Origin of the sequence: Arthrobacter sp. KNU-44, assembly GCF_051843155.1 — a bacterium.
In the GTDB taxonomy this organism is placed as follows: Bacteria; Actinomycetota; Actinomycetes; order Actinomycetales; family Micrococcaceae; genus Arthrobacter.
Genome location: NZ_JBPXNG010000002.1, coordinates 2,862,183 through 2,885,324, shown reverse-complemented (window position 1 = coordinate 2,885,324; position 23,142 = coordinate 2,862,183). Strand labels below are relative to the sequence as shown.

The following is a 23,142-nucleotide window of genomic DNA, read 5'->3' as shown; positions in this document are numbered from 1 at the left end:
GAATCGTGCGTTTCCATGTGCACAAGTGCTGTGGAGGAACAGTGCTCTGGACCCACGCCGGCGAGGGCCCCGACCTGAGCTTGCGAAGGTTGGGAGCCGGTGGGGACTAGCTTGAAGACGGCGTCCGGTCGTCCGGAATCATCGACCACATCGTAGCGATTCGCACCGCTCCTTCGGGAATCCGCGTAGGATCTTCGAGTTCATATGACCTGATGAGGTTCTGGAATTTGGCCTTGAGATCCGTTCGCTGATCCGGAGTCAAGTACAGCAGGTCGCTGGACAGCACCATGGCGGCTGCCTCGTTCGCGGCCTCTCCGCGCTGGCGCCGCTCACCCCGGGCCCGGGTAAACGCGGTGGCCCGACGCCGGAAGGCGTCCAGTTCGAGTTCGACGACGGCGATCTCCGGGCTCGGAGCGTTGCCGCCGGATTTGATAGTGAAGTCCGAACCCGCGGCCTTCCAACGGCGTTCGCGCGCATCGCCCTCGTTGTCTGCAGCCGTCACAATCCCCCATTTCTGGAGGGCCCGCAGGTGGTAGCTCATGGCGCTCGGCGTGAGCCCTGTCTGCGCGGCGAGCTCCGTGGCCGTGCGGCTCAGCTGCGTGGAATACAGCTCCGAGATCACCTCAAGCCGGGCGGCATGCGCAAGCGCACGGATCGCTTTGGGGTCGGTGATCTCCACCGTCTTCTCGGGCCGTTTCCGGCGCTTCGGGGATGCCAGCCCGGTGGGTACCCCGTTGTCTTCATTCACCGGAACAGTTTATCCGCCGGTGCGTCCGCAATTGTCCTATGCCGCGGGAAGCAGGAAGCCGTCGCGGACAAGGTTCTCCACGTCGGAGAGCAGCCCGGCGCGGAATGCGTCGTCGTCGAAGTCGTCCCCTCCACCGAGCAGTGCGGCCAAGGCACCGATCAGCTGGCGGACGGACAAATCGCCGTCACATGCCGACACAAAGCCGGCGAGCTCGGTGCTCAGTAGATTCGTCCGGCGCAGTCCCGCGCCTTGGCGCAACAGGATGACGCCTGGGTGTTCGGCGCCGGGCCGCTGGTGGCGTTCCTCGGTCACGTCTTCGGCCACCACCAGGTGGGCGTCGGAGAGCTCGTGGGTGACCAGCCAGTCAGCGCGTTCGACGGCGGCGGCAAGGTGTGGGCCGATCGGTTGCTCGATGGGGTAGGTGATTTCTTCGAAACGGGTCGGCGCAGCTCCTGGACGCTCGTCCAGCGGTCGCCGGAGCCAGATCATTCCGAAGCCAATTGCCTCCACGTTGCGGGACGCGAAGTCCTCCAGGTAGGCCGCGTAAGCATCACGGTAGAGCTTACGGTCGCGGCCTTCGGAGGCGTCCTGCAACCAGGTCTCCGCGTACAGCTCGGGACTCACCTGTTCCCGCTGGATGAACCAGGCCTCCGTGCCGGACCCCGCCAGCCACGACGCAGGCCGTTCACTCCAGCCGCTGCCCGCAGGGATCTCCCAGTTGCCGAGCATCTGCGCCGTGCCGCCGGGCGCGAGGACATCGGGAAGGGTGCGGACGAGGTTGGCGACGATGTCGTCGCCGGGCAGGCCGCCGTCGCGGTAGGTGAACTGACCCGAAGAGTGCTCGCCGGCACTTCGCGGGGTTATGACGAAAGGCGGATTGGACACCACCAGATCGAACGTCTCACCCCCGACGGGTTCCAGGAGCGAGCCCAGCCGCAAGCTCACCCGGGCCTCGAGATCGGCCGGGTCAAGGTGCAAGGCCTCCGCGTTGAGCATCAGGTTAAACCGGGTGAACGCGAGGGCCCTCTCGGAGATGTCGGTGGCCGTGACGTGCTCGCTGTGGTGCAGGAGGTGGAAAGTCTGGATCCCGCAGCCCGTCCCGAGGTCGAGGGCGCGTTTCGAGTGCCGGCGGATGGTGGTCTGGACGAGCGTCGTGGAGGCCTGCCCGATGCCCAGCACATGGTCATGCCGGAGCACGCCGGGCTGCTGGTGGGCGGCGAGATCGCTGGAAACCCACAGCTCGGCACCGCCGCTCCCGCTGTTGTCTGCTATGGAGTCACATTCCCAGCCGTACGGCCGCAAATCCACTTTCGCGGCGACAGCACCGCCGTCGTTCTTCCCCACCAAGCCAAGCTCCATCAGGCCCGAGGTGCGGACGCGCGGCAGGGCGGCGTCGAGCTCGCCTTCGGTTTGCGGGACAGCGAGAAGCCACAAGCGGACGACGACGGCGAGCGCGGCTTTCGAGCGGTCCGTCACCGGGTCTCCGGTCAAGGCTGCCGGTTCGGTGACGATGAGTGCAGGGATGAGCTGATCCCGGGCGAGGGCAGCGTGAGCGGACCCTCCCAGAAGTCCTGCCACACCGTCCACGGTGTAGCCAACGTTCCGCAGGTCGTCGGCGAGCGCTGTGAGCAGCTCGGGAAGATCGCTGCGCGGAGCGTCGAGGGTGGTGGGGGCGGTCCCAAAGATGGCGGGCGTTGCGGGATCAGTCACCGTTCAAGTCTATTGGGGCGGCTGGGCGCCTCTCGCCGGATTCCTGCGTCGGCGGGGAGGCGTTCGAGCAGGTAGCGTTGAATCATGGCATTTCACCCCTCCACTTGGCGTCGCGCCGCACTTTTGGTCATTGGCGCAGCCGCCCTGGCGATGACGGCGTGCTCCTCCGGGGGATCTGTCGCCAACGCCGATGTCCCCGCCTGGAAGGCGACCACCATGCCCTCGGCGGCCGGGGTTGTCCTGGAGGACTCCGGGAAGATCCCGAACCGCGACCCCTTGGTCAAGAGCTTCGCAAACGTCGCCGCGGGTAGCTACACCTTGACCGTGGCCTGCGATGGCGGCGGCAAGGCATTCTTCGACGTTTCATCGGGCAGTACGCAGATCACAGAGGCCGGGGCAGCATGCAATGGCAGCCGCGAAACGTCCCGTATCAAGATTCCCTCGACCGGTCCGCTGAGCATCAGCGCAAGCAGCGTCGATGCTCCCGTGATCTACGCGTACCAACTGGTACCGGCTTCGTAACCCGCCCCCTCGTTCGGGCCTACAGCCCGGCGTAGAGTCGGATTATGGGGTGGGCACGCGCCCTGAAGGTAGCGACGACGCGGCCGGCGATTCCCGCCGTCGTGCTTTGCAGTGTGCTCACGTGCGGCACGATGGCATCGTGCGAATACAGCTACGAGGACGGTCGTGCGGCGGCAAGCAGTCCGCCGTCGGCGGCCATCACGGATCCGGTACTGACCCGCGACCCTGGGCTGGGACAAACCGTCACGGGCGACGCGCTGAGGGCTTGGGCGCAGGACGTGCTTCCGGACGTGAACGGGCTGTCCTTCTATAGCAGCTTCGGCGTGTTGTCGGCCGGCGAATCCCGCGACGAAGAGACCACCCAGCTTCCGGGGGGAACGTACGCAGTGACGCTGGCGTGCCGAGGTGCCCGCAGCGCCGAATTCACCGTGCGGAACGGAAGCGAAGTCCTCACCGATGTGATGCTGCGGTGCGGCACCACGCGGGTCAAGGTCCTGAAGCTGGAGACGGACGCCATCCTGGCTATCACGATGACCGCCAATGCACCGGCGAATTTCGCGTACCGGGTGAGCCGGATCTGATGACCGGAGCTAGGCAGCGCAGCCTTCGGGGCAACGCAACGTTTCCGGGCTCGAGGCACATTCGGCGCAGTACAGTGTGAGGTTGCGGCAGCTCAGATTGGAGCAATTTTCAAATTTATTGGTGGGCGCCTGGCAGCGAACACATTGGCCGATGGTCTTGGCGTCCTCACTGAATTCCATGTGCATGCGCTTGTCGAAAACGTACAAGGAGCCTTCCCACAGGCCCTGGTCCTTATAGGTTTCGCCGTAGCGGACAATCCCGCCGTCGAGTTGGTAAACCTCCTTGAAACCGCGGTTCACCATGAGGCTGGAAAGGACTTCGCAACGGATTCCGCCTGTGCAGTAGGTGACGACAGGCTGGTCCTTGAGATCGTCGTATTTTCCCGAGTCGAGTTCCTTGATGAAGTCGTGGGTCGTGGCGACGTCGGGAACAATCGCGTCCTTGAACTTGCCTATCTGGGCTTCGAAGGCGTTGCGTCCGTCGAAGAACTTCACGTCCTTCCCGGCCGCCCTCTTTTCCTCAAGGAGCGCGTGGAGCTCTTCGGGCTGAAGGTGGGTGCCGCCGCCGACAACGCCGTTCTCATCCACCTTCAGTTCGCCGGGGGCGCCGAAGGACACGATCTCATCGCGAACCTTGACGCTGAGCCTCGGAAAGTCGTCGGCTCCGCCTTCGGACCATTTGAAGTCGATACCGTGGAAGCCCTTGTATTCCTTAGTGGTCTTCACGTACTGCTTGACGTTGTTCAGCTCCCCGCCAACTGTGGCGTTGATGCCGTCACGCGAAATGAGGATGCGCCCGGTCAGGCCGAGCTTCTCGCACAGGGCACGCTGCCAGAGCCGAACGGCGTCCGGGTCCGCGATCGGAGTAAAGCCATAGAAGAGCACAATTCTGTTTAAAGCCACGTATTTAAGGGTACTTGGTGGCCCCAAACCAAGCTGTCGGGCCGTCGTTGGGCCGCTCTAAGTGTTAATGGAGCTGTTACTGACCGCCCCTGTTGATTCCCAGACCGCTGGCATAGTCTCTCTACATGAGTCACGACGCCTTGGTTGAAGACATCGCCGAGCTGCTCGAAGTCTGGGTGGCTGGCTGGTCCGGGTCCCGGAGCTACGAAACGCGAAAGGAAGGCCGCTTCCCGGCAGCCCTGCGTGCGGACAAAACCGGCGACTGGGAATTCTTCGCACATGACCCGTCGGATGCCGAGTTCGCCGAGCTGGCTGCCAAGACCGCCCAGGCGGACACTCGTATCCTGACGATCCTCACGAACGACGTCGCGCGCTACACACAATTGGCTCGCGAGAACGGGCTCAACGTCACCTCCGATTCCCAGACCATGATGATCGTGGACATGGGGACACAGGATGCGGAAGATCCGTGGCTCTCGGATGATGACCTCAAGCTCACGACCTCCGAAAGCAAGGGCGTCCATTACGCCGTGGTCCATGCCGGCGAAGAGGTGGCAGCCAGCGGCCAGGTATACGTGGTCAAGCAGACGGCAGTGTTCGACAAAATCGTCACCGAGCCCAACTACCAGCGCCGGGGCCTGGGCAGTTTCATCATGAAAGCCCTCGCCGCGCAGGCATTTCAGTACGACGTTGAAAGCGGTCTCCTCCTGGCTTCCTTGGACGGACAGCACCTCTATTCGCACCTTGGCTGGAAGCACGTGTGCCAGGTGCTCATGATGTCCACCAAGCGGGTCGACGAGACTGACCTGTCGGTGGCGTAGCCGACCTTTCTTAGGCGTGGCCGACCTTCGGCGCCGGTCGGTTCCGGCGCGGTGACAGAATGTTCAAGTGAACGCAACTGAATCGATGATCTCCCTTCTGGGCAGGAGCCCGGACCCGGAGCAGTTGCGACACGTCCGCACTATTCCGGCGCGCCAAGCGATCCATGAGCCATGGCCGGCCTGGACCCATCCCGATGTGGTCGCCGCCTACGGAACCTTGGGCATCCACGAACCGTACCGGCACCAGATCGAAGCAGCCGAGCTCGCCCACTCCGGCCAGAACGTCGTCATCGCCACGGGGACCGCCTCCGGGAAGTCGCTTGCCTATCAGCTGCCTGCCCTCGACGCGATCCATCGTTCCGAGTTGCGGGTGCTGTCCGAGCCGGGCAAGATCCACGACGACGGCGCCGTCACCTTGTACCTCTCGCCCACCAAAGCACTTGCAGCCGACCAACTGGCAGCGATCCGCGCGCTCAAGCTCCCCACGGTCCGGGCGGAAACGTACGACGGCGATACCGAGCAGTCCCAGCGCCGCTGGATCCGCGATCACGCCAACTTCATCCTCGCCAACCCCGACATGCTGCATTTCGGGATCCTGCCCAACCACACGTGGTGGGCCCGCTTCTTCCGTAGGTTGCGGTACGTCATCGTGGACGAGGCCCACAGCTACCGCGGGGTGTTCGGGTCCCATGTCGCCAATCTCATGCGGCGGCTCAGGCGAATCTGCGCCTACTACGGTGCCGGCACCTCCTTTCCTGAACCGGTCTTCATTGCGGCGTCCGCGACAGCGTCGGACCCCGGCACATCCTTTGCGCGCCTGATCGGCACTCCCGTCCGCGAAGTTTCCGAGGACTGTTCACCCCACGGCTCCACTACCGTGGCTTTTTGGGAACCTGCCCTGACCGAGTTGAAGGGCGAAAACGGGGCAAAATCCCGCCGGACCGCTGTGGCCGAGACCGCGGACTTGCTGGCCAATCTGGTGTCCTCCCGTGTCCGTACCATCGCCTTCATCAAGTCCAGGCGCGGCGCGGAAACAATTTCGTCGATCACCAAACGGCTCCTCGATGAGGTGGACCCCAGCCTGCCCCAGCGGGTTGCGGCGTACCGCTCCGGCTATCTCCCCGAGGAGAGACGGGCTTTGGAAAAGGCATTGCGTTCCGGTGAGCTGCTTGGCGTCTCCAGCACGTCGGCATTGGAATTGGGTATCGACATTTCCGGACTCGACGCAGTGCTGGTAGCCGGCTGGCCCGGGACGAGGGCGTCCCTGTTCCAACAGATCGGACGAGCGGGGCGTGCAGGCCAAGACGCCATTGCGGCCTTCGTGGCAAGCGACGATCCCTTGGACACGTACCTCGTCAACCATCCGGAGGCGATCTTTGATGTGTCAGTCGAGGCCACGGTCTTCGATCCCGGAAACCCTTATGTGCTCGGGCCCCACCTGTGCGCGGCAGCCGCCGAGCTCCCGATCGGCATGGCCGAACTTGAGCTGTTCGGGCCAACATCCGAATCCCTGCTGAATCAGCTGGTGGAACAGGGTTACCTGAGGAAACGGCCCGCGGGCTGGTTCTGGACCCATCCCGAGAGCGCCGCAGCCATGGTGAACCTCCGGGCAGATGGAGGCGGCCCCGTAAGCATCGTGGACTCCGAGACTGGCTCCCTGTTGGGCACCATGGACTCGCCACAAACCCACTATCAGGCGCACACGGGCGCGATCTATGTGCACCAGGGCGACAGTTACTTGGTCGAGGAACTGAACGAAGAGGACCATTGCGTAGTGGTTCGTCGAACCAACCCGGACTACTACACCACAGCGCGGGACGTGACCCAGATCGAGGTCCTACAGACTCTCCGGACCATGGAATGGGGGGATATCGCGGTCCACTTCGGCGAAGTGAAGGTAACTACACAGGTGGTCTCCTTCCAGCGCAAGGCACTGATTTCCAATGAGGTTTTGGGGGAAGAACCGCTGGAACTCGGGGCCAGGGATCTTTTCACCAAGGCGGTATGGTTTGTGGTTCACAACCGTTCGCTGACTGGAGCAGGCCTTGTCGAAGCCCAGTTCCCGGGTGCGCTTCACGCCGCCGAGCACGCCGCCATCGGGCTTCTCCCGCTGGTCGCTTCGAGTGACCGTTGGGATATCGGTGGAGTCTCAACAGCGCTCCACGCCGACACCGGAGTTCCCACGATCTTTGTCTACGACGGCCATCCAGGCGGTGCCGGATTTGCCGAGCGTGGCTTCGAAAAAGCCAAAGTGTGGTTGACCGCCACAAGGGACGCCATCAAAGCATGCGAGTGCGACACCGGCTGCCCTTCCTGCGTCCAGTCGCCCAAATGCGGCAACAAGAACAATCCGCTGGACAAGGACGCCGCGGTCACGCTGATCAACGTGCTCCTGCGGGACGCGGCTTAGACGCCGGTCCCGGCTGTTCTAGGGCGGCGGCCCGGCGCGAGAGCGGCCGGTCGCGGTCCCGAAGACTGCGCCGCGGTCCAGCTCAGTGCGGATCTCCACGATCCCGCCTTCGCCCACCGTGCAGGCCAACAACGAAGCTCCCTGCCGCGCGGCCGTTTCGCTGGCGACCACGCACGGATCTCCCGTGGTCAGGCCGCGGGCTGCGTCGGCTCCTGCGAGGGCCGCGAGATCGGCGGCAGATGCAGCGCGATGCCCCATCGCCACGGCCTGGGCCAGCATGAACGCCGCCGCCATGCAGATCATGACAACAAGGCCCAGGGCAACGGCGAGGATGGTTCCCGAACCGTATTCCGCAACACGCCCGCCATCGCCGGCGCGGGCGCTGCCTGCCCTCACGCCGCGACCTCTTCCACAGCGGCTTCGAGCCCGAGCAGCGGCACAGCACCTCTGAAATCCACAACGCCGTCCCGGGCGGCGAGGAAGGGAACGGTGGCCGCCGACGACTGCGGGCCCTCTCCCCTTGCCGATGCCGTCGCCGAAAGCCTCCACGGGATGAGGGAGCCCAACGGGCCAACGACCCGGGCGGAGACTGTGACCTTGATCCACTCGCCGTCTTCCGCAACGACAGCCGAGGCGGCATCGCCCGCCAGTCTTCGAACGATTCCGTCAACGGCCGCGTGGCCATCTCCACGGGCGAGGGCCCTGGCTCCTGCCCTGGCCGCCTCTTCCAAGCGAAGCTGCGTAATTCCCGCGGCCGATCCTGCCAGAAACAAGGCCAAAAGAAGCAGCACAGCGGGCAGCGCCACGGCGAACTCCGCAGTGACGGCACCGTGGTTCCTCTCAGGAAAAACATCTCGCCGGCTGCGCCCCCGCTGGCTATCCGGTTTCTCGGCCGGAGGAGGTCGCCTGATCGCAGGAGGCCGCTGCCGCACACTTCCCTCAGCGGAACGGGGTTGCATCGCGGCGAACCGCCAAGCCAATGCCCGCTGACGCATCGGATTCCCAGCACGGCGCTTTGAACCCCACCGGTGCGTCATGGCAGGGAGAGCGCGCTGCGAATGAGGTTGAGGAGGAAGCCACGTACTTCCTCACTGCGAAGAATGACCACCAAGAGTCCGGCGAAGCCCACTGCGGCAAGTGTGGCGATGGCATATTCGGCCGTTGCCATCCCAAGCTCGGATCCCATGAGTCGCATCTTCGACCGTTTCGGAGCGGCAGAATCGTCGCAGGGCCCCGCACGGCCTGTTTCAACGTTGGAATGCAGGCGGGTTGGCAGCCGAACGGGCTTCCTTCCCGACGAGCCTGGGAACAGTTCAAGGACCTCGGCCTCCGGCCGAGGAACGGATACCTGGGCTGGGGCCATGGCAGTCTGGACGGGGGCTGTGGCGGTATCGACGGTTGCGTTCATTTCAGTTCCTTTCTTCGCGCCGGCTTGACTGCCGGTCGTACTACGACTCTTCCGTTGGCATTTGGGCTTCGAAAGGCCCCAAGTCTCCTAAGTGGAAAACTCGCTTCTGACATTTCCTGTGGAGGGAAACTGGCATGTGCAGCAACGCTCAGGCCGACCCGGGTGGGGCTGCCGGCTATCCCCCGGACGGAAGCATGGCCAGCAGGACCGGGACGACGCCTAGACAAATGAAGGCAGGCAAGGAACACAAACCCAGTGGAATCACCAGTTTCACTCCGAGCGCGGCAGCGCGCTTTTCCGCCATCCTGAACTGTTCACGCCGGAGGCGAGCTGCCTGGGCATAAAGGATGGCCGAGGATGGCGCGCCAGTCAGGGCAGCGAAGGTGAGCGCATCCTTGAGCTTGCGCGCTTCAACGCACAGCTGGCCCGGACTCCGCCATGCCGTCTCCCAGTCCGTTCCGATGTCGAGCGCAGCAACCACTGTCCGCAGGGAGCGGCCAAGCTGCGGGTAAGCGCACCCGGCGATCAACTCAAGGGCCCGTCCGAGCCCCGCCCCTGAGTCGAGCATGGCAGCCACCAACTCTAGGATCATCGGCACATTGCGCAAGCCTTCTTGGCTCTCGGGATTCGGGTGAGCGCCCACCGCCTGGCCTCTACGCGCGTTCTTCAGCGGGCCGCTGCTCCCGGGCATGCCGTTGCCGTCGGGTGAGCCGCGAAGCATCTGCAGGGCCGTGCGCCGCCAGGTTCTTCCCTGATACCCCAGCCCGAGAATTGCTGCGAAGATCAACGACAGGGACACCGCGATGGCTGGGAAGGTCGAGCCCATCAGTCAACGCCCCGCTGCGGCATGCACCAATCGGGATGACCAGATCCTGCCGGTGACGGTCAGGACGCCCCCAGCCGCGAGCGCTGCCAATCCGACGCCGTTGGCCAGCAGGACCGCCAGCGGGTCCACGCCAAGCATCATGCCCAACCCCAAGCCGAACACCGGCAGCCACGTCAGAAGGCGCACCGTGGCTTTCGGGCCGGCCAAGGCAGTTTGCCGCGCATCACCGGCGTCGTCCCCGGCCTCAAGCTGGGCGGCGAACCGGGTCAACACCTCGGCTAAGGGACAACCACTAGCTTCCGAAACATCCAAGCAGGCGGCAAGCTCTCCCCAGATTCGGCGTTCCACGGGGTTCCCGCCTTGAAGATCCTTCGCTGACGACGCCCTGATGGCTCCGGCGACCGACGTCCCCATCATCGAGGCCGCCCGCGCAGCCGCGAGAACTTGGAGGGACCCGGACGACAGCTTTCGTCGCGCATTGAGGACCTCCGGGTCGCCCGAACCAAGGCGGTGTTCCCTGCCTCCATGCACCATCCAGAGTTCCTCCCAGAGCCTCGACGTCGAACGGCCTCCCCGGAGGAGAGCGGCCATCTGCTGTACGAGTACCGTGAGCGGCAATGCGTCCGCGCGAGAGCGTCTCCGCAGCGTGCGCGCCTCAGCCCCGGCCACGGCCCCCGCCGCTGCCGCAGCCGAGGGAGCACCCGGCAGTGCATGCACTACCCGTTTGCCAAGTCGCCGGGACGGTTGGAGGACCATCCACGCAGCGGCCGCCAGGACAAGGACCAGGAGTCCGCTCACGCGAGCGCCCCAAGGTAATCTGAACGGGAAATCGGTCCTGCTGACCCGGGCTGGGGCCCAGGCTGCAGGAGCCCGGGATCCAGCTCAAGACGCGATGCGAGGTAACGCCATGCAGGGCCGGCAACGGCGGCACCTGCCCGCAATTCGACAGCAGGCACGATCGATTGGCCTGAAGCATCCTCCGCCAACAATCCAATGCAGGAAACTCGTCTGCCGGCCGGCGTCCGCTCGACATGAACCACTGCGTCCAATGCCGTTGAAAGCTGCAATTGAACGGCTTCCCGGCTCAAGCCTGCGAGCGCGCCCAACGCCACAAGCCTGGCCGGGACGGCGGAGGCGGTGTTTGCGTGGATTGTGCCACCGCCACCCGTGTGGCCGGTATTGAGTGCCGTCAACAGCTCACGGACTTCTGCACCGCGGCACTCGCCCACGATCAACCGGTCCGGCCGCATCCTCAGCGCCTGGCGGACGAGTTCGCCGAGGTCGAGTGCGCCACTGCCTTCAAGGTTTCCGTGCCTGGACTCGAGGGAGACGACGTGCGGGTGCACCGGGTTCAGCTCCGAAGCGTCCTCAATCAGGACGAGCCGATCACGCGGGCTGCTCAAGCCGAGCATCGTGGACAGTAGTGTGGTCTTCCCGGAACCGGTGGCCCCACTGATCAGGAAGCTCAACCTGCGGTCTACGATGGCCTGCAGCACCTGCTGGACGGGCGCCCCGAACATGCCTCCATCACGCAGCTCGTCCAGGGAGAAGACCTCCTCGCGCCGGATCCGAACGGACAACAAGGTTCCAGCGGCGGAAATCGGAGGCAGCACTGCGTGCACCCGGTATCCGCCGTCGAGGCGGACATCGACGCACGGCGAACCGTCGTCCAAACGACGCCCGCCGGCCGCCACGAGCCGGGAGGCCAAGGCACGGATCTGAGGTTCGCCGTCGAAATGCACCCGTGCCCGTTCCAGCCCCTTGCCGCGGTCGAACCCCACCGAGTCCGGGCCATTCACGAAGATGTCCGTCACCGAGGCATCGCGTGCAAGCTGTTGGAGGGGTCCAAGTCCACTCAGTTCGGCGCTGATCGATTCGACGGCGGCAAGCGCCCCTGCGGTTCCGAGCAGCCTTCCCGTGGCGTGTACGGCCGCTGCCACGCGCGACGGAGTGACCGGTCCGGCGTCGGCCATGACGGTTTCCCGCACGGTTTCAAGGAGCGCGGCGTCTACGAGCCGGGTATTGCGTCGGCGCTCCCCGCTTGGGAATGCAGGGGTACTCATGCCGCGCCGTCGTCGAGCAGTTGGAGGACAGATTCCGCAAAGCGACGCACGGCCTTGCGCTTGCCGAATTCCAGAAGGCGTCCAAGTTCAGCCGCTGCGGCAGTACCACGGAGTTCGGGGAGCACCCCGTGAAGCGGCAGTCCCAGCGATTCGGCGATGAGGGGTCCGTCCAGCGCCGAACCGCCATCACCCCGGACCGCCAGGACTGTGTCCACGGGCGGCAGCTCCCGCAGAAGCCTGGCCGCAGCTACTGCTGCCCGGAGTTGAGCCGGTGCCACGAGAAGGATCCGGTCACAGTCCCAGGCGAAGCCGCCAAGCGACTCTGTTCCTCGTCCGATGTCGACAATGACCAGTTCAAATCCCCGCCGCGCCGCATCAAGGACAGTCGCGACGGCTCCGGGCTCCACGTCTGGGGAGCGGTCGCGACTGCCCGGCCAAGATAAGAAGGAGAATCCTCCGGCTATGGGCAGTGAGTCGCTCAGCTGCCCGGTGCCGATGCTGCCGCTGGCACCTGCAAGATCGGGCCAGCGCAGTCCGGGCGCATCTTCAGCGGCCAGGTAAAGCTCGAGGCCCCCTCCCCGGGGGTCTCCATCAACCAGCAGCGTCCGGACTCCGTGGACGGCCGCTTCCTGGGCCAGCCAGATGGCAGCCGTGGACGCGCCCGCACCCCCGCATCCTCCCGTCACCCCGAGCACGAGTCCCCCGGGGTCCGGATCACGGGACCTGCCGAGGTGCTCCGCCAGCCAGGCTGCAGCTTCCGGCAATACAGCCACGCGTTCGGCCCCCAGCGCCGCTCCCAATTGCCACAAACTGTCCCCCTCACCGTTGAGGCCCAGCAAGACGGAAGGTGCACGACGACGGGGCGGAAGTTCGCGGACATCGCTGCCAAGAAGCACCATCCCCGCGGTGTCCCACGTGGGCAAGGCAGCTGATGAATCGACGACTGTCCGGAGACTGACACCGACGGCGGCCGCGATCCTTTCGGTTTCGGCTTGTAACCTGACGTTCGCCGTCACCAAAAGGACTTCTCCGGAATTGGCAGGAAGCCAGGGCTCTCCGGACACCGGGTCTGAGGACACCGGGTCCGGTTCGGCGCCGGACGATGGACCCGATCTTCCGGGCCGCGGGCGGCCACGTTGCAGCGCCGACGGGCCACGCACGCCGTGATACCCGACCCCGTTTCCCAGGCTGTTGTGGCTCCGCTCGAGATGTTGCCCACTCATGAAGCCACTCTCTCCGTTCCGCCACGAGCGTTGAAGGCCCGTATCGGCGTATGTGGATAAGCAACGACAACAACCCCTGTGGGGGACGGGTCCCGTATCGCGGACGGAACCGACACGGACGGCACCACCCCAGACGGAAGCGCCAGCGGCATCGCGGACGGCAGCTGTCCGCATAGTGCAAGGTTCCACGGAATCACAAGGCAGAATTGTCAGCATGTACCTGCTGCTCGCCGCCCATCCAGACGGCGCAGCTATTCAGGAAAGCAATGCTGCCGGAGTAGCCGTGGCGGAGCCGCGCGTCGTACGAAAGGCCGAGCTGGCCGTCGTCGTAAGCACGTTGGAGAAGAGCCGTCCGCGCTGGGTCTGGAACCGGACCCAGGATTGGTACCCGGCAATGCTCCAGTCCGGGGTGGAACTGGAGCGTTGCCATGACCTCACACTCTGCCGCGCCATCCTGGTCCATTCCGAATTCACCGCCCACACCGACTATGCCCGCAGCGCGGAAAAACTCACTCAAGACGACGACATGCCGGTTCCGCCTCGGGTCCTCCAGCCTCCCCCGCCGCCCGCCGATCAGGACGCGCTGTTCGAGGACCTGGTCCCGCGGAGCACCGAGCCGGGCCTGCAGGAGATCCGGGCCGAGTTCGCGGCACAGCAACACGCGCTCGGCCAGGCCTCCAAGGAGGAAGGCCGGCAGCACCGCCTGAAATTGCTGCTCGCTGCGGAATCCGCCGGCGCGATGATCGCCGCCGAAATGCAGTTCACGGGTGTGCCGTGGCAGGAGGCGTTGCACGAAGAAATCCTGGAAGGCCACCTCGGTCCCCGGCCTCCCGCCGGCCACCGGCCAGCCACGCTGGAGGCTCTCTGCAACGAGCTTCGCGGGATTCTGCAGTCTCCGAAACTGAATCCGGATTCACCCCAGGACCTCATGCGTGCCCTGCACCGGAACGGGATCGAGGTAAAGACCACCCGCCAGTGGGAACTCAAGGAATCCAAACATCCGGCCATCGAGCCGCTCTTGGAATACAAGAAGCTTTCCCGCTTGTTCAGTGCCAACGGCTGGTCGTGGCTGGACGCGTGGGTCAGCGAAGGGCGGTTCCGTCCCGAGTACGTGGTGGGCGGCGTGGTTTCCGGCCGTTGGGCGTCAAGGGGCGGCGGGGCGTTGCAGATTCCCCGCCAAATCCGGGGCGCGGTGCATGCCGACCCGGGGCACAAATTGATCGTCGCAGACGCCTCCCAGCTCGAGCCGCGGGTTCTGGTGGCACTGGCGCAGGACTCGAAGATGGCCGAGGCTGCGCGCGACAAGGACTTGTACGCCGGCATCGCCGCGCAGGGCTTCGGTGGCGACCGTTCGAAGGCCAAGATCGCCCTGCTCGGCGCGATTTACGGTGCCACCACTGGCGAATCCGGACGACTCATGCCTCAGCTGACCCGCACTTATCCCCGGGCAGTCGGCTTCGTCGAACAGGCAGCCCGCGACGGCGAAGGCGGCCGCACCGTGACCTCAAGGTTGGGCCGCAGCAGCCCGCCGCCGTCGGAACGCTGGATCCGCAGCCAACAATCCACGACGGCGGAAGAACAGCGGCGCGCGGACAGCATCGCCCGCTCGCGGGGCCGTTTCACGCGGAACTTCGTGGTGCAAGGTTCCGCTGCGGACTGGGCGTCGTGCTGGCTCGCCGAACTTCGACGGCGGCTGCGTACTTCGCGTGCCGACGGCTTGCCTGCCGGGGAACTCGTGTTCTTCCTGCACGACGAGGTCATGGTGCACGCGCCTACAGAGTCGGTGGAAGCCTGCATCAAGGCCATCGAAGAGGCCGCGGCCGCCGCGAAGGAGCTGCTGTTCGGGCGGGTCCCGGTGGAATTTCCGGTGAGCGTCGCCGTCGTCGATTCTTACGACAAAGCGAAGTAATCGCGGCTATTGCCCCGGATGCAACAGCAGAGGACGATTGGCCCGTGGGACACAAAGGCCACGCACCGCTGGCTGCATACATCGCCTTCCAACTGACCGAGTTGGAGGGACAATTACCGCTGATCGCAACGGCCGATCCGGAAGCCGTGCACAACGCCAGGCTTGCCCTTCGCCGGCTCCGTTCAGTCCTTAGCTGCTACCGCGGCATGATCCCGAAACTCCCCCGGCCTGCCCGCGAGGAAGTCAGCTGGCTCGCAACTTCACTCGGCGAGTCCAGGGACTCCTATGTCCTGGCGCAGAGAATACGTCTATCCCTCGACACAAAAAATTCCTGGAAAAGCCCCGAGGCCGTGCGCCTGGCCGTGGAGGAACTGGAAGCGTCCAGCGCCCGGCTCGCCGCTTCCCTTGGAGGCCACAAGCGCAGCAAGCGCACGGTACGTGCCGCAAGGGCAGCGCTCTTGGAAGTCCCCGCCGCAAGGGAATACAAGCACCCGACGGCGGACCTCGCGGAGCGCCTCCAGGCAAGGTGGGAGCGGTTGCAGCACAGCCTCGCGGAGCAGGCGGGCAGCAGTGACCCGGAGGTGCGCAACGCCGCGCTCCACCAGGCACGCAAAGACGTCAAATGCCTCCGCTACTCGGTCGAGGCAGTCGCGGATGCCTTCAGCCATCACGCTTCCGGGGTGATCCAGCCGGCGATTGGCCTGCAGCGGTTGTTGGGCGAACAACATGACGCCGTCGTGGCCGGCGAATGGATCAAGGAACTGGCGAAAAACCCCGCCATTGACGCGGAAGATGCCCAGAGGCTCGAATCGATGGAAGTCCGGCGGAGACTCAACGCCGAGGAAGAGTTCCGGATGGCGATCGCCGAATATCCGGTGCCGGCGCCGAGGCGCGCACTGATCTTCTGAAGCCCGGAACCATAGCCCCCAACCGGGCCGAAAGCGAGTCATAAGGCGGAAACGAACCGGGCATGACCCGGGCAAGTAATGTACCCCAAAGTAACTTCAGCCGTCCCCGTTCTTCTCGATAGTCTCGAGTTATGGCTTCCGAAGTGAGGAACGCCACAGTGCAAGGACGCGCGAACTGTGCGAGGCAGTATCCAAGGGGGAACACCAACGATGGCTGGACGATTCGAAATTCTCAAAGACGGCGAAGACGGCTACCGATTCCGGCTGGTGACAGCCGACGGAACGCTGGTTGCGGAGTCTCCGCAGTTTAAACACCTGAAGGCAGTGGCGGCCGGCATCAACGCGGTGCGGGAAAATGCCGCCACGGGCATCGTGGTGGATCACTCGAACACAACCCCGCACGCAGCGTAGCGGGAGCGGCGACCAGTTCAGCAGGGGCTGGCGACACGCCTACAGTGCCAGCTAGATCTCGATTTCAAGCATGCGTTCCGTGTCCCACGGAACAGTCCAGCCCAAGGCGTCGAACAGCCCGCTGAGCACCATCCCGGTGAAACCCCAGACCACTAGTCCGTTGACTTGGAAGACCGGGCTCGAGAAGGTCCGGCCGAGCCGCGTGAGCGTCCCGGTATATCGGTTGTCGGGATCCAGGAGGTCACGCACAGGAACACGGAACACTTGCGCGGATTCGGCGTAGTCCACTACCCTCACGGGCGACGGCGACGCCCACCAAGCCAGGACCGGAGTGACCACGAAATTGCTGCGGATCAGGCCGAGTTCAGGCATGACGCCGAGCACCTGCACGCCGCTACTGTCCAGGCCGGTCTCCTCCACCGCTTCCCTGAGGGCTGCCGCTACGGCTGACTCGTCCCCGGGGTCGATACTGCCGCCGGGGAACGCCACCTGTCCCGGATGGTCGTCCAGGCTGTGGGCGCGTTCCAGGAGCAGCACGTCCAGATCCGCCGGGGCCACCGGTTTCGCGGATTGGGCGGGAACGGCGTCCAAGACGCCGAAGAGCATGAGTACGGCCGCTTTTCGCGCCTTGTCCGGATCCACGGTTGCAGCGGCAATCCGCGGATCCGGGCCGGGATGCAGGCCGGAATCAATCCTGGTGATGAGGCTGACGAGGTCCTCGAGCGCGGTCATGCCGGTCTCCTTTGCGATTCCATCCGAATCTCAGCCGCGCGATGGGTCTCGGCAAGCAGCTTTGCGAGAAGCGCTTCGTTGCCCGGCGCCAATTCGTACTTGAGCAACTTGGCCGCTTTCACGGGATCCTTTTCGCCTTCGCCGAAACTTGGGCACCAGTTGGCCACCGCACACGCTCCACACGCCGGCCGGCGCGCATGGCAAACCCTGCGCCCGTGGAAAACCACGCGGTGGGACAGCATGGTCCAGTCCCTGGGCTCGAACAGCTCCGCGACGTCGAACTCGATCTTCACCGGATCCTCGGATCTCGTCCAGCCGAACCTGCGCGCCAGCCTGCCGAAATGCGTGTCAACAGTGATTCCCGGAACACCGAACGCGTTGCCCAACACCACATTTGCCGTTTTGCGCCCGACGCCGGGAAGCGTCACGAGATCCTCCAGCCGGCCGGGAACCTCGCCGTCGAACTCGTCCACCAAGCGCGTGCTGAGTGCCAGGACGTTCTTCGCCTTGGCACGGAAGAAGCCCGTAGGCTGCAGGATCGCCTCCAGCTCCGCGATCTCAGCCTCGGCCATGCTCCGGGCATCGGGATACCGTGCGAACAGGATCTTGGTGACTTGGTTGACCAGCACGTCCGTGGTCTGGGCGGACAGCACCGTGGCCACTACCAGCTCGAACGGGTTCCGGAAATCAAGCTCAGCGTGGGCGTAGGGATAGAGCTCAGCAAGCGCTTTGTTGATTTTGCGCGCGCGCCGCTTCAGTGCCAGCGGGGTCTCTACAACGGTGTCCACGGACGGCCTGGTTAGCCGCGTTCGATGTGGCTGAGATCGCGCAGGATGCCCACACTGCCGTCAGTATCCTGCACGAGGAATTCTTCGCCGCGGTCTTCGAGGGCCAGGACCCACGCGCCCGGTTCGATGGTGAAGGCGGGCATTCCTGTGCGCTCGTCGACAACGACGCGGGGATGCGCCACGGCGAACCAGAATGCCTCGTATCCGGAGGCGTGCTCGGACTCGTCCTTTCGAGTGGCTGGATCAACCGTAGCGCCGATGGGCTCGTGTACCCGGGGCTGATCGACCGTGCCGATGTGCTGGGTGGCTGCCCCGACTCCCCTATCCGGGCTGGCGACGATCGGCGTAGCCATAGTGGCGGTTGGCAGGTGCTTGGGTTCCTCGGGCGTAGGGGTGTGGGCATGCGTGTCCCGCCCGTGGTCGGCAACTGGAGCCTCTGCGGATTCGGCAGGTACGACGGCGGCGGGCACGGCTGCCGCGACGGCGGCCGCCTCGGTGGCCGCGGGCTCAGGGGCCGCGGCTTCCGGGGCGACGGCCTCAGGGGCAGCGACGGGTGCGGCAGGGGTTTCTACGGGTGCCGGGGTGGCTGGTGCTGGCTTAGGCTTGGCGGGCTTCGGCGCGGCCGGCTTTCGGGTTGGAATGGCCGATTCCCGAGCCACAACGTGAGCTGGCTGTTCTGCCCGGTCCTGGAAATCGTCGCGGAGGAGCGGCAAGTGGGGAGCCAGGACCGTCGCTGCAAGAAGACCTACCGAGCCGATGAGTCCGACGAGCACGAAAACGGTAAACGCGCCTGCGGCGGACAGAAAGTACAGGGTCAGGGCGAACGACGCCACGACGGAAGCGAACTGGTCGGTCGAAAGGGAACCGATTCGCACGATATTCGCCGGCTGCAGACGCCGGGCAACGAACAAAGCGGCAACTACGAGGGGAAGAATGATGCCCAGTGCCAGGAAGAATAGATTGTCAAGGTTCCACAGGTTGTAGCGCCCGCCAAACATCGGCAGGAGGGATCCCACAAACATCAGGAGAGTGGAGCCGAAAACGGTCAGGTCCCGGATAGTGAACGGACCCAGCACGGCCTGGTACTTCGGGGAGGTCATGCTGCCGGGCTCTGGCGCCCCGGATCCAGCTGTTGCTTCGGGGGCCGATCCAGGCGCGATTGCACCGTATTTCGGACCTTGGCTCGTCTGGTTCATATGCAAATCTCCTTTGTACGGCGGTGCCCGGTACGCTGCCGCCCGAGGCTGTACCCCGCGTTTTCGGGCCAGGCCAGGCGGCAAGTTTTCGCGTCTCGAGACCTCTTCAGCCTATGCCACGCGTCTGACAGTCCACTAGTTGGCACGGGCGCGGAGGCAGGGATGCCGCGCCGTAATATTCCTCGGGTTGGGAGCCAGGCGAAGGCCTTCAGCGCCGTTCGGCGCGAATCATCCGCCACTCGCTGTCCGGATTGTGACCGCAGACACTTGTTGTCGGCCCAAAACGCTAAGGTGGGTTCCGGAAAAGCTCTTTGCGGAATCCCGTGAGGCGCCGTAGCCCAACGCCGTGCACGATTGGTGGTGGGGCGGCCTCGTTGCGGGACTGCCGCGCGGCAGAGATCGATGAATGATGAGGTTCACATGTCCCAGGACGCCAATGGATCGACGACCACCGCTGCAACCGGATCCGACGGGGCAGGCAACGGCGATGCCCTCGAAAATCTTCTCCATGAGAACCGGAAGTTCGCGCCCACCGCCGAGTTCGCCGCGGACGCGGTAGTCGGCGCCGGAGTCTACGCGGAAGCGGCTGCGGACCGTCCCGCGTTCTGGGCGAAGCAGGCCCGGGAGCTTCTGGACTGGGACACGGACTTCAGCCAGGCCCTGGACTGGTCCGAGCCGCCGTTCGCGAAGTGGTTCGTCGGCGGGGAAATCAACGCCGCGTACAACGCCCTGGACCGGCACGTGGAGAACGGGCTCGGGGACCGGGTGGCCATCCACTTCGAGGGCGAACCCGGCGATACCCGCTCCTACACCTACGCCCAGCTCACCGACGAGGTGAAAAGGTGCGCGAACGCGTTCGAGTCCCTCGGGGTGGCGAAGGGGGACCGGGTGGCCGTGTACCTGCCGATGATCCCCGAAGCGGTGATCACGATGCTGGCCTGCGCCCGGATCGGGGCCGTGCACTCGGTGGTGTTCGGCGGGTTCTCCGCCGACGCCCTGCGTTCCCGCATCGATGACGCCCAGGCCACACTGGTGGTCACCGCGGACGGCACCTACCGGCGCGGCAAGCCCAGCCCGCTCAAACCGGCCGTGGACCAGGCCCTCTCCGCAGCGGGCCACACCGTCCGGAACGTCGTGGTGGTCAAGCGCAACGGCCAGCCCGTGGACTGGCACGAGGGCCGGGACCAGTGGTGGGAGGACACCGTCGGCGCCGCCTCGGGCGAGCACACCGCCGTCGGGCACGATGCCGAACACCCTTTGTTCATCCTGTACACCTCCGGGACCACGGGCAAGCCCAAGGGCATCCTGCACACCACCGGCGGCTACCTCACCCAGACCGCCTACACGCACAAGGCGGTCTTCGACCTGCACCCGGAAACGGACGTGTTCTGGTGCACCGCCGACGTCGGCTGGGTCACCGGCCACTCCTACGTCGCCTACGCACCCCTGGTCAACGGCGCCACCCAGGTCATGTACGAAGGCACCCCGGACTCCCCGCACCAGGGCCGCTGGTGGGAAATCGTGGAAAAGTACAAGGTCTCCATCCTCTACACCGCCCCCACGGCGATCCGGACGTTCATGAAATGGGGCCGGGACATCCCGGCAAAGTTTGATCTGTCCTCGATCCGGGTCCTGGGCTCGGTGGGCGAGCCCATCAACCCCGAGGCCTGGATGTGGTACCGGGACGTCATCGGCTCCAACGCCGGCAAGAACGGGGAAAAGAAGGCCCACCCCGCCCCGATCGTGGACACCTGGTGGCAGACCGAGACCGGCGCCCAGATGATCGCCCCCCTGCCCGGAGTCACGGCGACCAAGCCCGGCTCCGCGCAGGTCCCGCTGCCGGGCATCGCGATCAACGTCGTGGACGAAGCCGGGCAGTCCGTCCCCGACGGGCACGGCGGCTACCTCGTGGTCCGCGAACCCTGGCCCGCGATGCTGCGCGGCATCTGGGGCGACCCCGAACGGTTCAAGGAGACCTACTGGTCCCGCTTCGAGGGCATGTACTTCGCCGGCGACGGAGCCAAGAAGGACGACGACGGCGACATCTGGCTCCTGGGCCGGGTCGATGACGTCATGAACATCTCCGGGCACCGGCTCTCCACCACCGAAATCGAATCCGCTCTCGTCTCCCACCCCTGGGTCGCGGAGGCCGCCGTCGTCGGAGCCTCCGACGAAACCACCGGCCAGGCCGTCGTCGCGTTCGTGATCCTGCGCGGGGACGCAGTAAACGACGGCGACGCCACCGTCGCCGAACTGCGCAACCACGTCGGCAAGGAAATCGGCCCCATCGCCAAACCCAAGCACATCCTCGTGGTCCCCGAACTCCCCAAGACACGCTCGGGCAAGATCATGCGCCGCCTCCTCAAGGACGTCGCCGAAGGCCGCGAACCCGGCGACGCCACCACCCTCTCCGACCCCACCATCATGGCCCAGATCGCGCAGTCGCTGAAGAAGTAGGCTCACGCCCAAACCACGCGGCTCCACGCCACCATGCAACGGCGGCGGTTCTCTGCAAAGAGGACCGCCGCTTTTGTCTTAAAACCCGCCGTCGCAAGAATGTTATATTTAGTTCTTTCATGTTCTCTTTTGAGCGGTTATAGTCGAGTTCTACGTGAGAAAACTCACAAGCACCACGCTTTCAAGGGAGAGAACATGGCAGCGAATCTTGACCCATTCCAGTCGGCCCACAACGCTGGCCCTGGACGCCGCACCATCCTGAAAACGCTCGGTATCGGCGCCGCCGGACTCGCCGGCATTCCGCTGCTGACCGCCTGCACCGGTGGCTCCGGACCGGCTCCCGGGGCCTCTTCGAACAGCCTGACCTTCGGCTCGGGCTCTTCGGACGATGTTCCCAAGGCCGCCTACAAAGCCGTCACCGATGCCTTCACCAAGAAGTCCGGCGTCACGGTGGCCACCAACGTCGTCCCGCACAACGACTTCCAGAACAAGATCAACTCCTACCTCCAAGGCAGCCCGGACGATGCCTTCACGTGGTTCGCCGGCTACCGCATGCAGTACTACGCGGGCAAGGGCCTCCTGGCTCCCGTGGATGACGTGTGGGCAACGATCGGCAGCAACTTCTCGGACGCCATGAAGAAGGCCTCCACCGGGCCGGACGGCAAGATGTACCTGGTCCCCAACTACAACTACCCTTGGGGCTTCTTCTACCGGAAGAGCTTCTGGGCCGAGAAAGGCTACGCAGTCCCCAAGACATTCGATGAGCTGAAGACCTTGGCCACCAAAATGAAGTCCGACGGCATCATCCCCATCGGCTTTGCGGACAAGGACGGCTGGCCCGCCATGGGCACCTTCGACTACATCAACATGCGCCTCAACGGCTACCAATTCCACGTGGACCTGACCGCCCACAAGGAAAGCTGGGACCAGAAAAAGGTCAGCGATGTCTTCGACACCTGGAAGGCCCTCCTGCCGTTCCAGGACCCCAATGCCCTCGGCCAGACCTGGCAGGACGCGGCCAAGGCCCTCGAAGCCAAGAAGACCGGTATGTACCTGCTGGGTTCGTTCGTGACCCAGCAATTCACGGATCCCGCCGTACTGGCGGACATCGACTTCTTCCCGTTCCCGGAAATCGCAGTGGAAGGCACCGATGCCGTCGAAGCCCCCATCGACGGACTGCTCTTGTCCAAGAAAGGCGGCGACAACAAGGCGGCGCACGACTTCCTGGCGTTCATGGGATCCGCCGAAGGCCAGAATGCCTACTCAGCCGTGGATGGCTCCAACATCGCCACCGTCAAGGGCGCCGACACTTCGAAGTTCACCCCGCTGAACAAGAAGTGCGCGGACACCATCGCCAATGCCAAGTACATCAGCCAGTTCCTGGACCGGGACGCCCTCCCGGCCATGGCCAACAACGTCATGATCCCCGCGCTCCAGTCCTTCATCAAGGACGGCACCGTGGACGTCAAGAACCTTGAAGCGCAGGCCAAGACCCTTTACGCAGCCCAGTAGCTGAAGGAATCCCC

At 64.9% G+C, this 23,142-nt stretch carries 22 protein-coding genes; 9 read left to right on the top strand and 13 right to left on the bottom strand.

What is annotated here, in order from left to right; translation table 11 throughout:
* Positions 1-106: 106 nt before the first annotated feature.
* Complete coding sequence (locus ACSVHC_RS14495; protein WP_345449015.1) at positions 107-748, bottom strand: ArsR/SmtB family transcription factor; 642 nt, start codon at positions 746-748, stop codon at positions 107-109.
* A gap of 36 nt (positions 749-784) precedes the next feature.
* The gene (locus ACSVHC_RS14490; RefSeq protein WP_437771337.1) at positions 785-2,458 is read right to left on the bottom strand and encodes a DUF7059 domain-containing protein; all 1,674 of its coding nucleotides are present in this window, start codon (positions 2,456-2,458) and stop codon (positions 785-787) included.
* An 84-nt stretch (positions 2,459-2,542) separates the two neighbouring features.
* Between ACSVHC_RS14490 and ACSVHC_RS14485 the strand changes: the two genes are divergently transcribed.
* On the top strand, positions 2,543-2,980 hold the full coding sequence (locus ACSVHC_RS14485) for a hypothetical protein (RefSeq protein WP_437771338.1): 438 nt from the start codon (positions 2,543-2,545) through the stop codon (positions 2,978-2,980).
* Between the two features lie 44 nt (positions 2,981-3,024).
* A complete protein-coding gene (locus ACSVHC_RS14480) occupies positions 3,025-3,561 on the top strand; it encodes a hypothetical protein (RefSeq protein WP_437771339.1) in 537 nt (178 codons plus the stop codon).
* A 9-nt stretch (positions 3,562-3,570) separates the two neighbouring features.
* Here ACSVHC_RS14480 and trhO read toward each other — a convergent pair whose 3' ends face one another.
* Positions 3,571-4,464, bottom strand: a complete 894-nt coding sequence (gene trhO / locus ACSVHC_RS14475; protein ID WP_437771340.1) for an oxygen-dependent tRNA uridine(34) hydroxylase TrhO — start codon at positions 4,462-4,464, stop codon at positions 3,571-3,573.
* Positions 4,465-4,589: 125 nt separating this feature from the next.
* Between trhO and ACSVHC_RS14470 the strand changes: the two genes are divergently transcribed.
* Both ACSVHC_RS14470 and ACSVHC_RS14465 read left to right on the top strand, forming a co-directional pair.
* A complete protein-coding gene (locus ACSVHC_RS14470; RefSeq protein WP_437771341.1) occupies positions 4,590-5,285 on the top strand; it encodes a GNAT family N-acetyltransferase in 696 nt (231 codons plus the stop codon).
* Between the two features lie 85 nt (positions 5,286-5,370).
* Complete coding sequence (locus ACSVHC_RS14465) at positions 5,371-7,695, top strand: DEAD/DEAH box helicase (RefSeq protein ID WP_437774086.1); 2,325 nt, start codon at positions 5,371-5,373, stop codon at positions 7,693-7,695.
* Positions 7,696-7,713: 18 nt separating this feature from the next.
* On the opposite strand, the gene ACSVHC_RS14460 is transcribed toward ACSVHC_RS14465, so the two are convergent.
* The 7 genes from ACSVHC_RS14460 to ssd form a co-directional block, all read right to left on the bottom strand.
* A complete protein-coding gene (locus ACSVHC_RS14460) occupies positions 7,714-8,091 on the bottom strand; it encodes an Rv3654c family TadE-like protein (protein WP_437771342.1) in 378 nt (125 codons plus the stop codon).
* Complete coding sequence (locus ACSVHC_RS14455; RefSeq protein WP_439181392.1) at positions 8,088-8,654, bottom strand: TadE family type IV pilus minor pilin; 567 nt, start codon at positions 8,652-8,654, stop codon at positions 8,088-8,090. The genes ACSVHC_RS14460 and ACSVHC_RS14455 overlap by 4 nt, the downstream gene beginning before the upstream one ends.
* Positions 8,655-8,728: 74 nt before the next feature.
* Entirely contained in the window at positions 8,729-9,103 is a 375-nt protein-coding gene (locus ACSVHC_RS14450) for a DUF4244 domain-containing protein (protein WP_439181044.1), read from the bottom strand.
* Positions 9,104-9,278: 175 nt separating this feature from the next.
* Positions 9,279-9,929 (bottom strand): type II secretion system F family protein, encoded by a 651-nt coding sequence (locus tag ACSVHC_RS14445; protein ID WP_437771392.1) that lies wholly within the window; start codon positions 9,927-9,929, stop codon positions 9,279-9,281.
* 3 nt (positions 9,930-9,932) lie between these two features.
* Positions 9,933-10,727: a type II secretion system F family protein gene (locus ACSVHC_RS14440; RefSeq protein ID WP_437771393.1), complete on the bottom strand. Its 795-nt coding sequence runs from the start codon at positions 10,725-10,727 to the stop codon at positions 9,933-9,935.
* Positions 10,724-11,992: a TadA family conjugal transfer-associated ATPase gene (locus ACSVHC_RS14435; RefSeq protein ID WP_439181043.1), complete on the bottom strand. Its 1,269-nt coding sequence runs from the start codon at positions 11,990-11,992 to the stop codon at positions 10,724-10,726. Before ACSVHC_RS14435 ends, ACSVHC_RS14440 begins: the two co-directional genes overlap by 4 nt.
* Positions 11,989-13,215 carry a septum site-determining protein Ssd gene (ssd, locus tag ACSVHC_RS14430; RefSeq protein WP_439181042.1) on the bottom strand — a complete coding sequence of 409 codons (1,227 nt, stop codon included), beginning with the start codon at positions 13,213-13,215 and terminating at the stop codon, positions 11,989-11,991. The genes ACSVHC_RS14435 and ssd overlap by 4 nt, the downstream gene beginning before the upstream one ends.
* Positions 13,216-13,429: 214 nt before the next feature.
* Here ssd and ACSVHC_RS14425 point away from each other — a divergent pair, with 214 nt between their 5' ends.
* The 3 genes from ACSVHC_RS14425 to ACSVHC_RS14415 all read left to right on the top strand — a co-directional run bounded on the left by ACSVHC_RS14425 (position 13,430) and on the right by ACSVHC_RS14415 (position 16,443).
* On the top strand, positions 13,430-15,124 hold the full coding sequence (locus tag ACSVHC_RS14425) for a bifunctional 3'-5' exonuclease/DNA polymerase (RefSeq protein WP_437771396.1): 1,695 nt from the start codon (positions 13,430-13,432) through the stop codon (positions 15,122-15,124).
* Positions 15,125-15,168: 44 nt separating this feature from the next.
* A complete protein-coding gene (locus ACSVHC_RS14420; protein ID WP_437771397.1) occupies positions 15,169-16,032 on the top strand; it encodes a CHAD domain-containing protein in 864 nt (287 codons plus the stop codon).
* Between the two features lie 210 nt (positions 16,033-16,242).
* Positions 16,243-16,443, top strand: a complete 201-nt coding sequence (locus ACSVHC_RS14415; RefSeq protein ID WP_437771398.1) for a YegP family protein — start codon at positions 16,243-16,245, stop codon at positions 16,441-16,443.
* A 51-nt stretch (positions 16,444-16,494) separates the two neighbouring features.
* Here ACSVHC_RS14415 and ACSVHC_RS14410 read toward each other — a convergent pair whose 3' ends face one another.
* Genes ACSVHC_RS14410 through ACSVHC_RS14400 form a run of 3 tightly spaced genes read right to left on the bottom strand, consistent with a single transcriptional unit; the run spans position 16,495 to position 19,159 of the window.
* On the bottom strand, positions 16,495-17,175 hold the full coding sequence (locus ACSVHC_RS14410; RefSeq protein ID WP_437771399.1) for an NUDIX hydrolase: 681 nt from the start codon (positions 17,173-17,175) through the stop codon (positions 16,495-16,497).
* Positions 17,172-17,963 carry an endonuclease III gene (gene nth / locus ACSVHC_RS14405; protein WP_437771400.1) on the bottom strand — a complete coding sequence of 264 codons (792 nt, stop codon included), beginning with the start codon at positions 17,961-17,963 and terminating at the stop codon, positions 17,172-17,174. The genes ACSVHC_RS14410 and nth overlap by 4 nt, the downstream gene beginning before the upstream one ends.
* A gap of 11 nt (positions 17,964-17,974) precedes the next feature.
* Positions 17,975-19,159: an MFS transporter gene (locus ACSVHC_RS14400; RefSeq protein WP_437771401.1), complete on the bottom strand. Its 1,185-nt coding sequence runs from the start codon at positions 19,157-19,159 to the stop codon at positions 17,975-17,977.
* A gap of 420 nt (positions 19,160-19,579) precedes the next feature.
* On the opposite strand from ACSVHC_RS14400, the gene acs reads away from it, so the two are divergent.
* Positions 19,580-21,616 carry an acetate--CoA ligase gene (gene acs, locus ACSVHC_RS14395; RefSeq protein WP_439181041.1) on the top strand — a complete coding sequence of 679 codons (2,037 nt, stop codon included), beginning with the start codon at positions 19,580-19,582 and terminating at the stop codon, positions 21,614-21,616.
* A 195-nt stretch (positions 21,617-21,811) separates the two neighbouring features.
* The gene (locus ACSVHC_RS14390) at positions 21,812-23,128 is read left to right on the top strand and encodes an ABC transporter substrate-binding protein (protein ID WP_437771403.1); all 1,317 of its coding nucleotides are present in this window, start codon (positions 21,812-21,814) and stop codon (positions 23,126-23,128) included.
* Positions 23,129-23,142: the final 14 nt, after the last annotated feature.

Coding starts and splice junctions, on each gene's coding strand:
- ACSVHC_RS14450 (WP_439181044.1), bottom strand. CDS start 9,103: ATGAACGCAACCGTCGATACCGCCACAGCCCCCGTCCAGACTGCCATG.
- ACSVHC_RS14470 (WP_437771341.1), top strand. CDS start 4,590: ATGAGTCACGACGCCTTGGTTGAAGACATCGCCGAGCTGCTCGAAGTC.
- ACSVHC_RS14455 (WP_439181392.1), bottom strand. CDS start 8,654: ATGCAACCCCGTTCCGCTGAGGGAAGTGTGCGGCAGCGGCCTCCTGCG.
- ssd (WP_439181042.1), bottom strand. CDS start 13,215: ATGAGTGGGCAACATCTCGAGCGGAGCCACAACAGCCTGGGAAACGGG.
- ACSVHC_RS14400 (WP_437771401.1), bottom strand. CDS start 19,159: ATGAACCAGACGAGCCAAGGTCCGAAATACGGTGCAATCGCGCCTGGA.
- acs (WP_439181041.1), top strand. CDS start 19,580: ATGTCCCAGGACGCCAATGGATCGACGACCACCGCTGCAACCGGATCC.
- ACSVHC_RS14410 (WP_437771399.1), bottom strand. CDS start 17,175: ATGACCGCGCTCGAGGACCTCGTCAGCCTCATCACCAGGATTGATTCC.
- ACSVHC_RS14415 (WP_437771398.1), top strand. CDS start 16,243: ATGGCTGGACGATTCGAAATTCTCAAAGACGGCGAAGACGGCTACCGA.
- ACSVHC_RS14485 (WP_437771338.1), top strand. CDS start 2,543: ATGGCATTTCACCCCTCCACTTGGCGTCGCGCCGCACTTTTGGTCATT.
- ACSVHC_RS14425 (WP_437771396.1), top strand. CDS start 13,430: ATGTACCTGCTGCTCGCCGCCCATCCAGACGGCGCAGCTATTCAGGAA.
- ACSVHC_RS14445 (WP_437771392.1), bottom strand. CDS start 9,929: ATGGGCTCGACCTTCCCAGCCATCGCGGTGTCCCTGTCGTTGATCTTC.
- ACSVHC_RS14435 (WP_439181043.1), bottom strand. CDS start 11,992: ATGAGTACCCCTGCATTCCCAAGCGGGGAGCGCCGACGCAATACCCGG.
- ACSVHC_RS14390 (WP_437771403.1), top strand. CDS start 21,812: ATGGCAGCGAATCTTGACCCATTCCAGTCGGCCCACAACGCTGGCCCT.
- ACSVHC_RS14465 (WP_437774086.1), top strand. CDS start 5,371: ATGATCTCCCTTCTGGGCAGGAGCCCGGACCCGGAGCAGTTGCGACAC.
- ACSVHC_RS14480 (WP_437771339.1), top strand. CDS start 3,025: ATGGGGTGGGCACGCGCCCTGAAGGTAGCGACGACGCGGCCGGCGATT.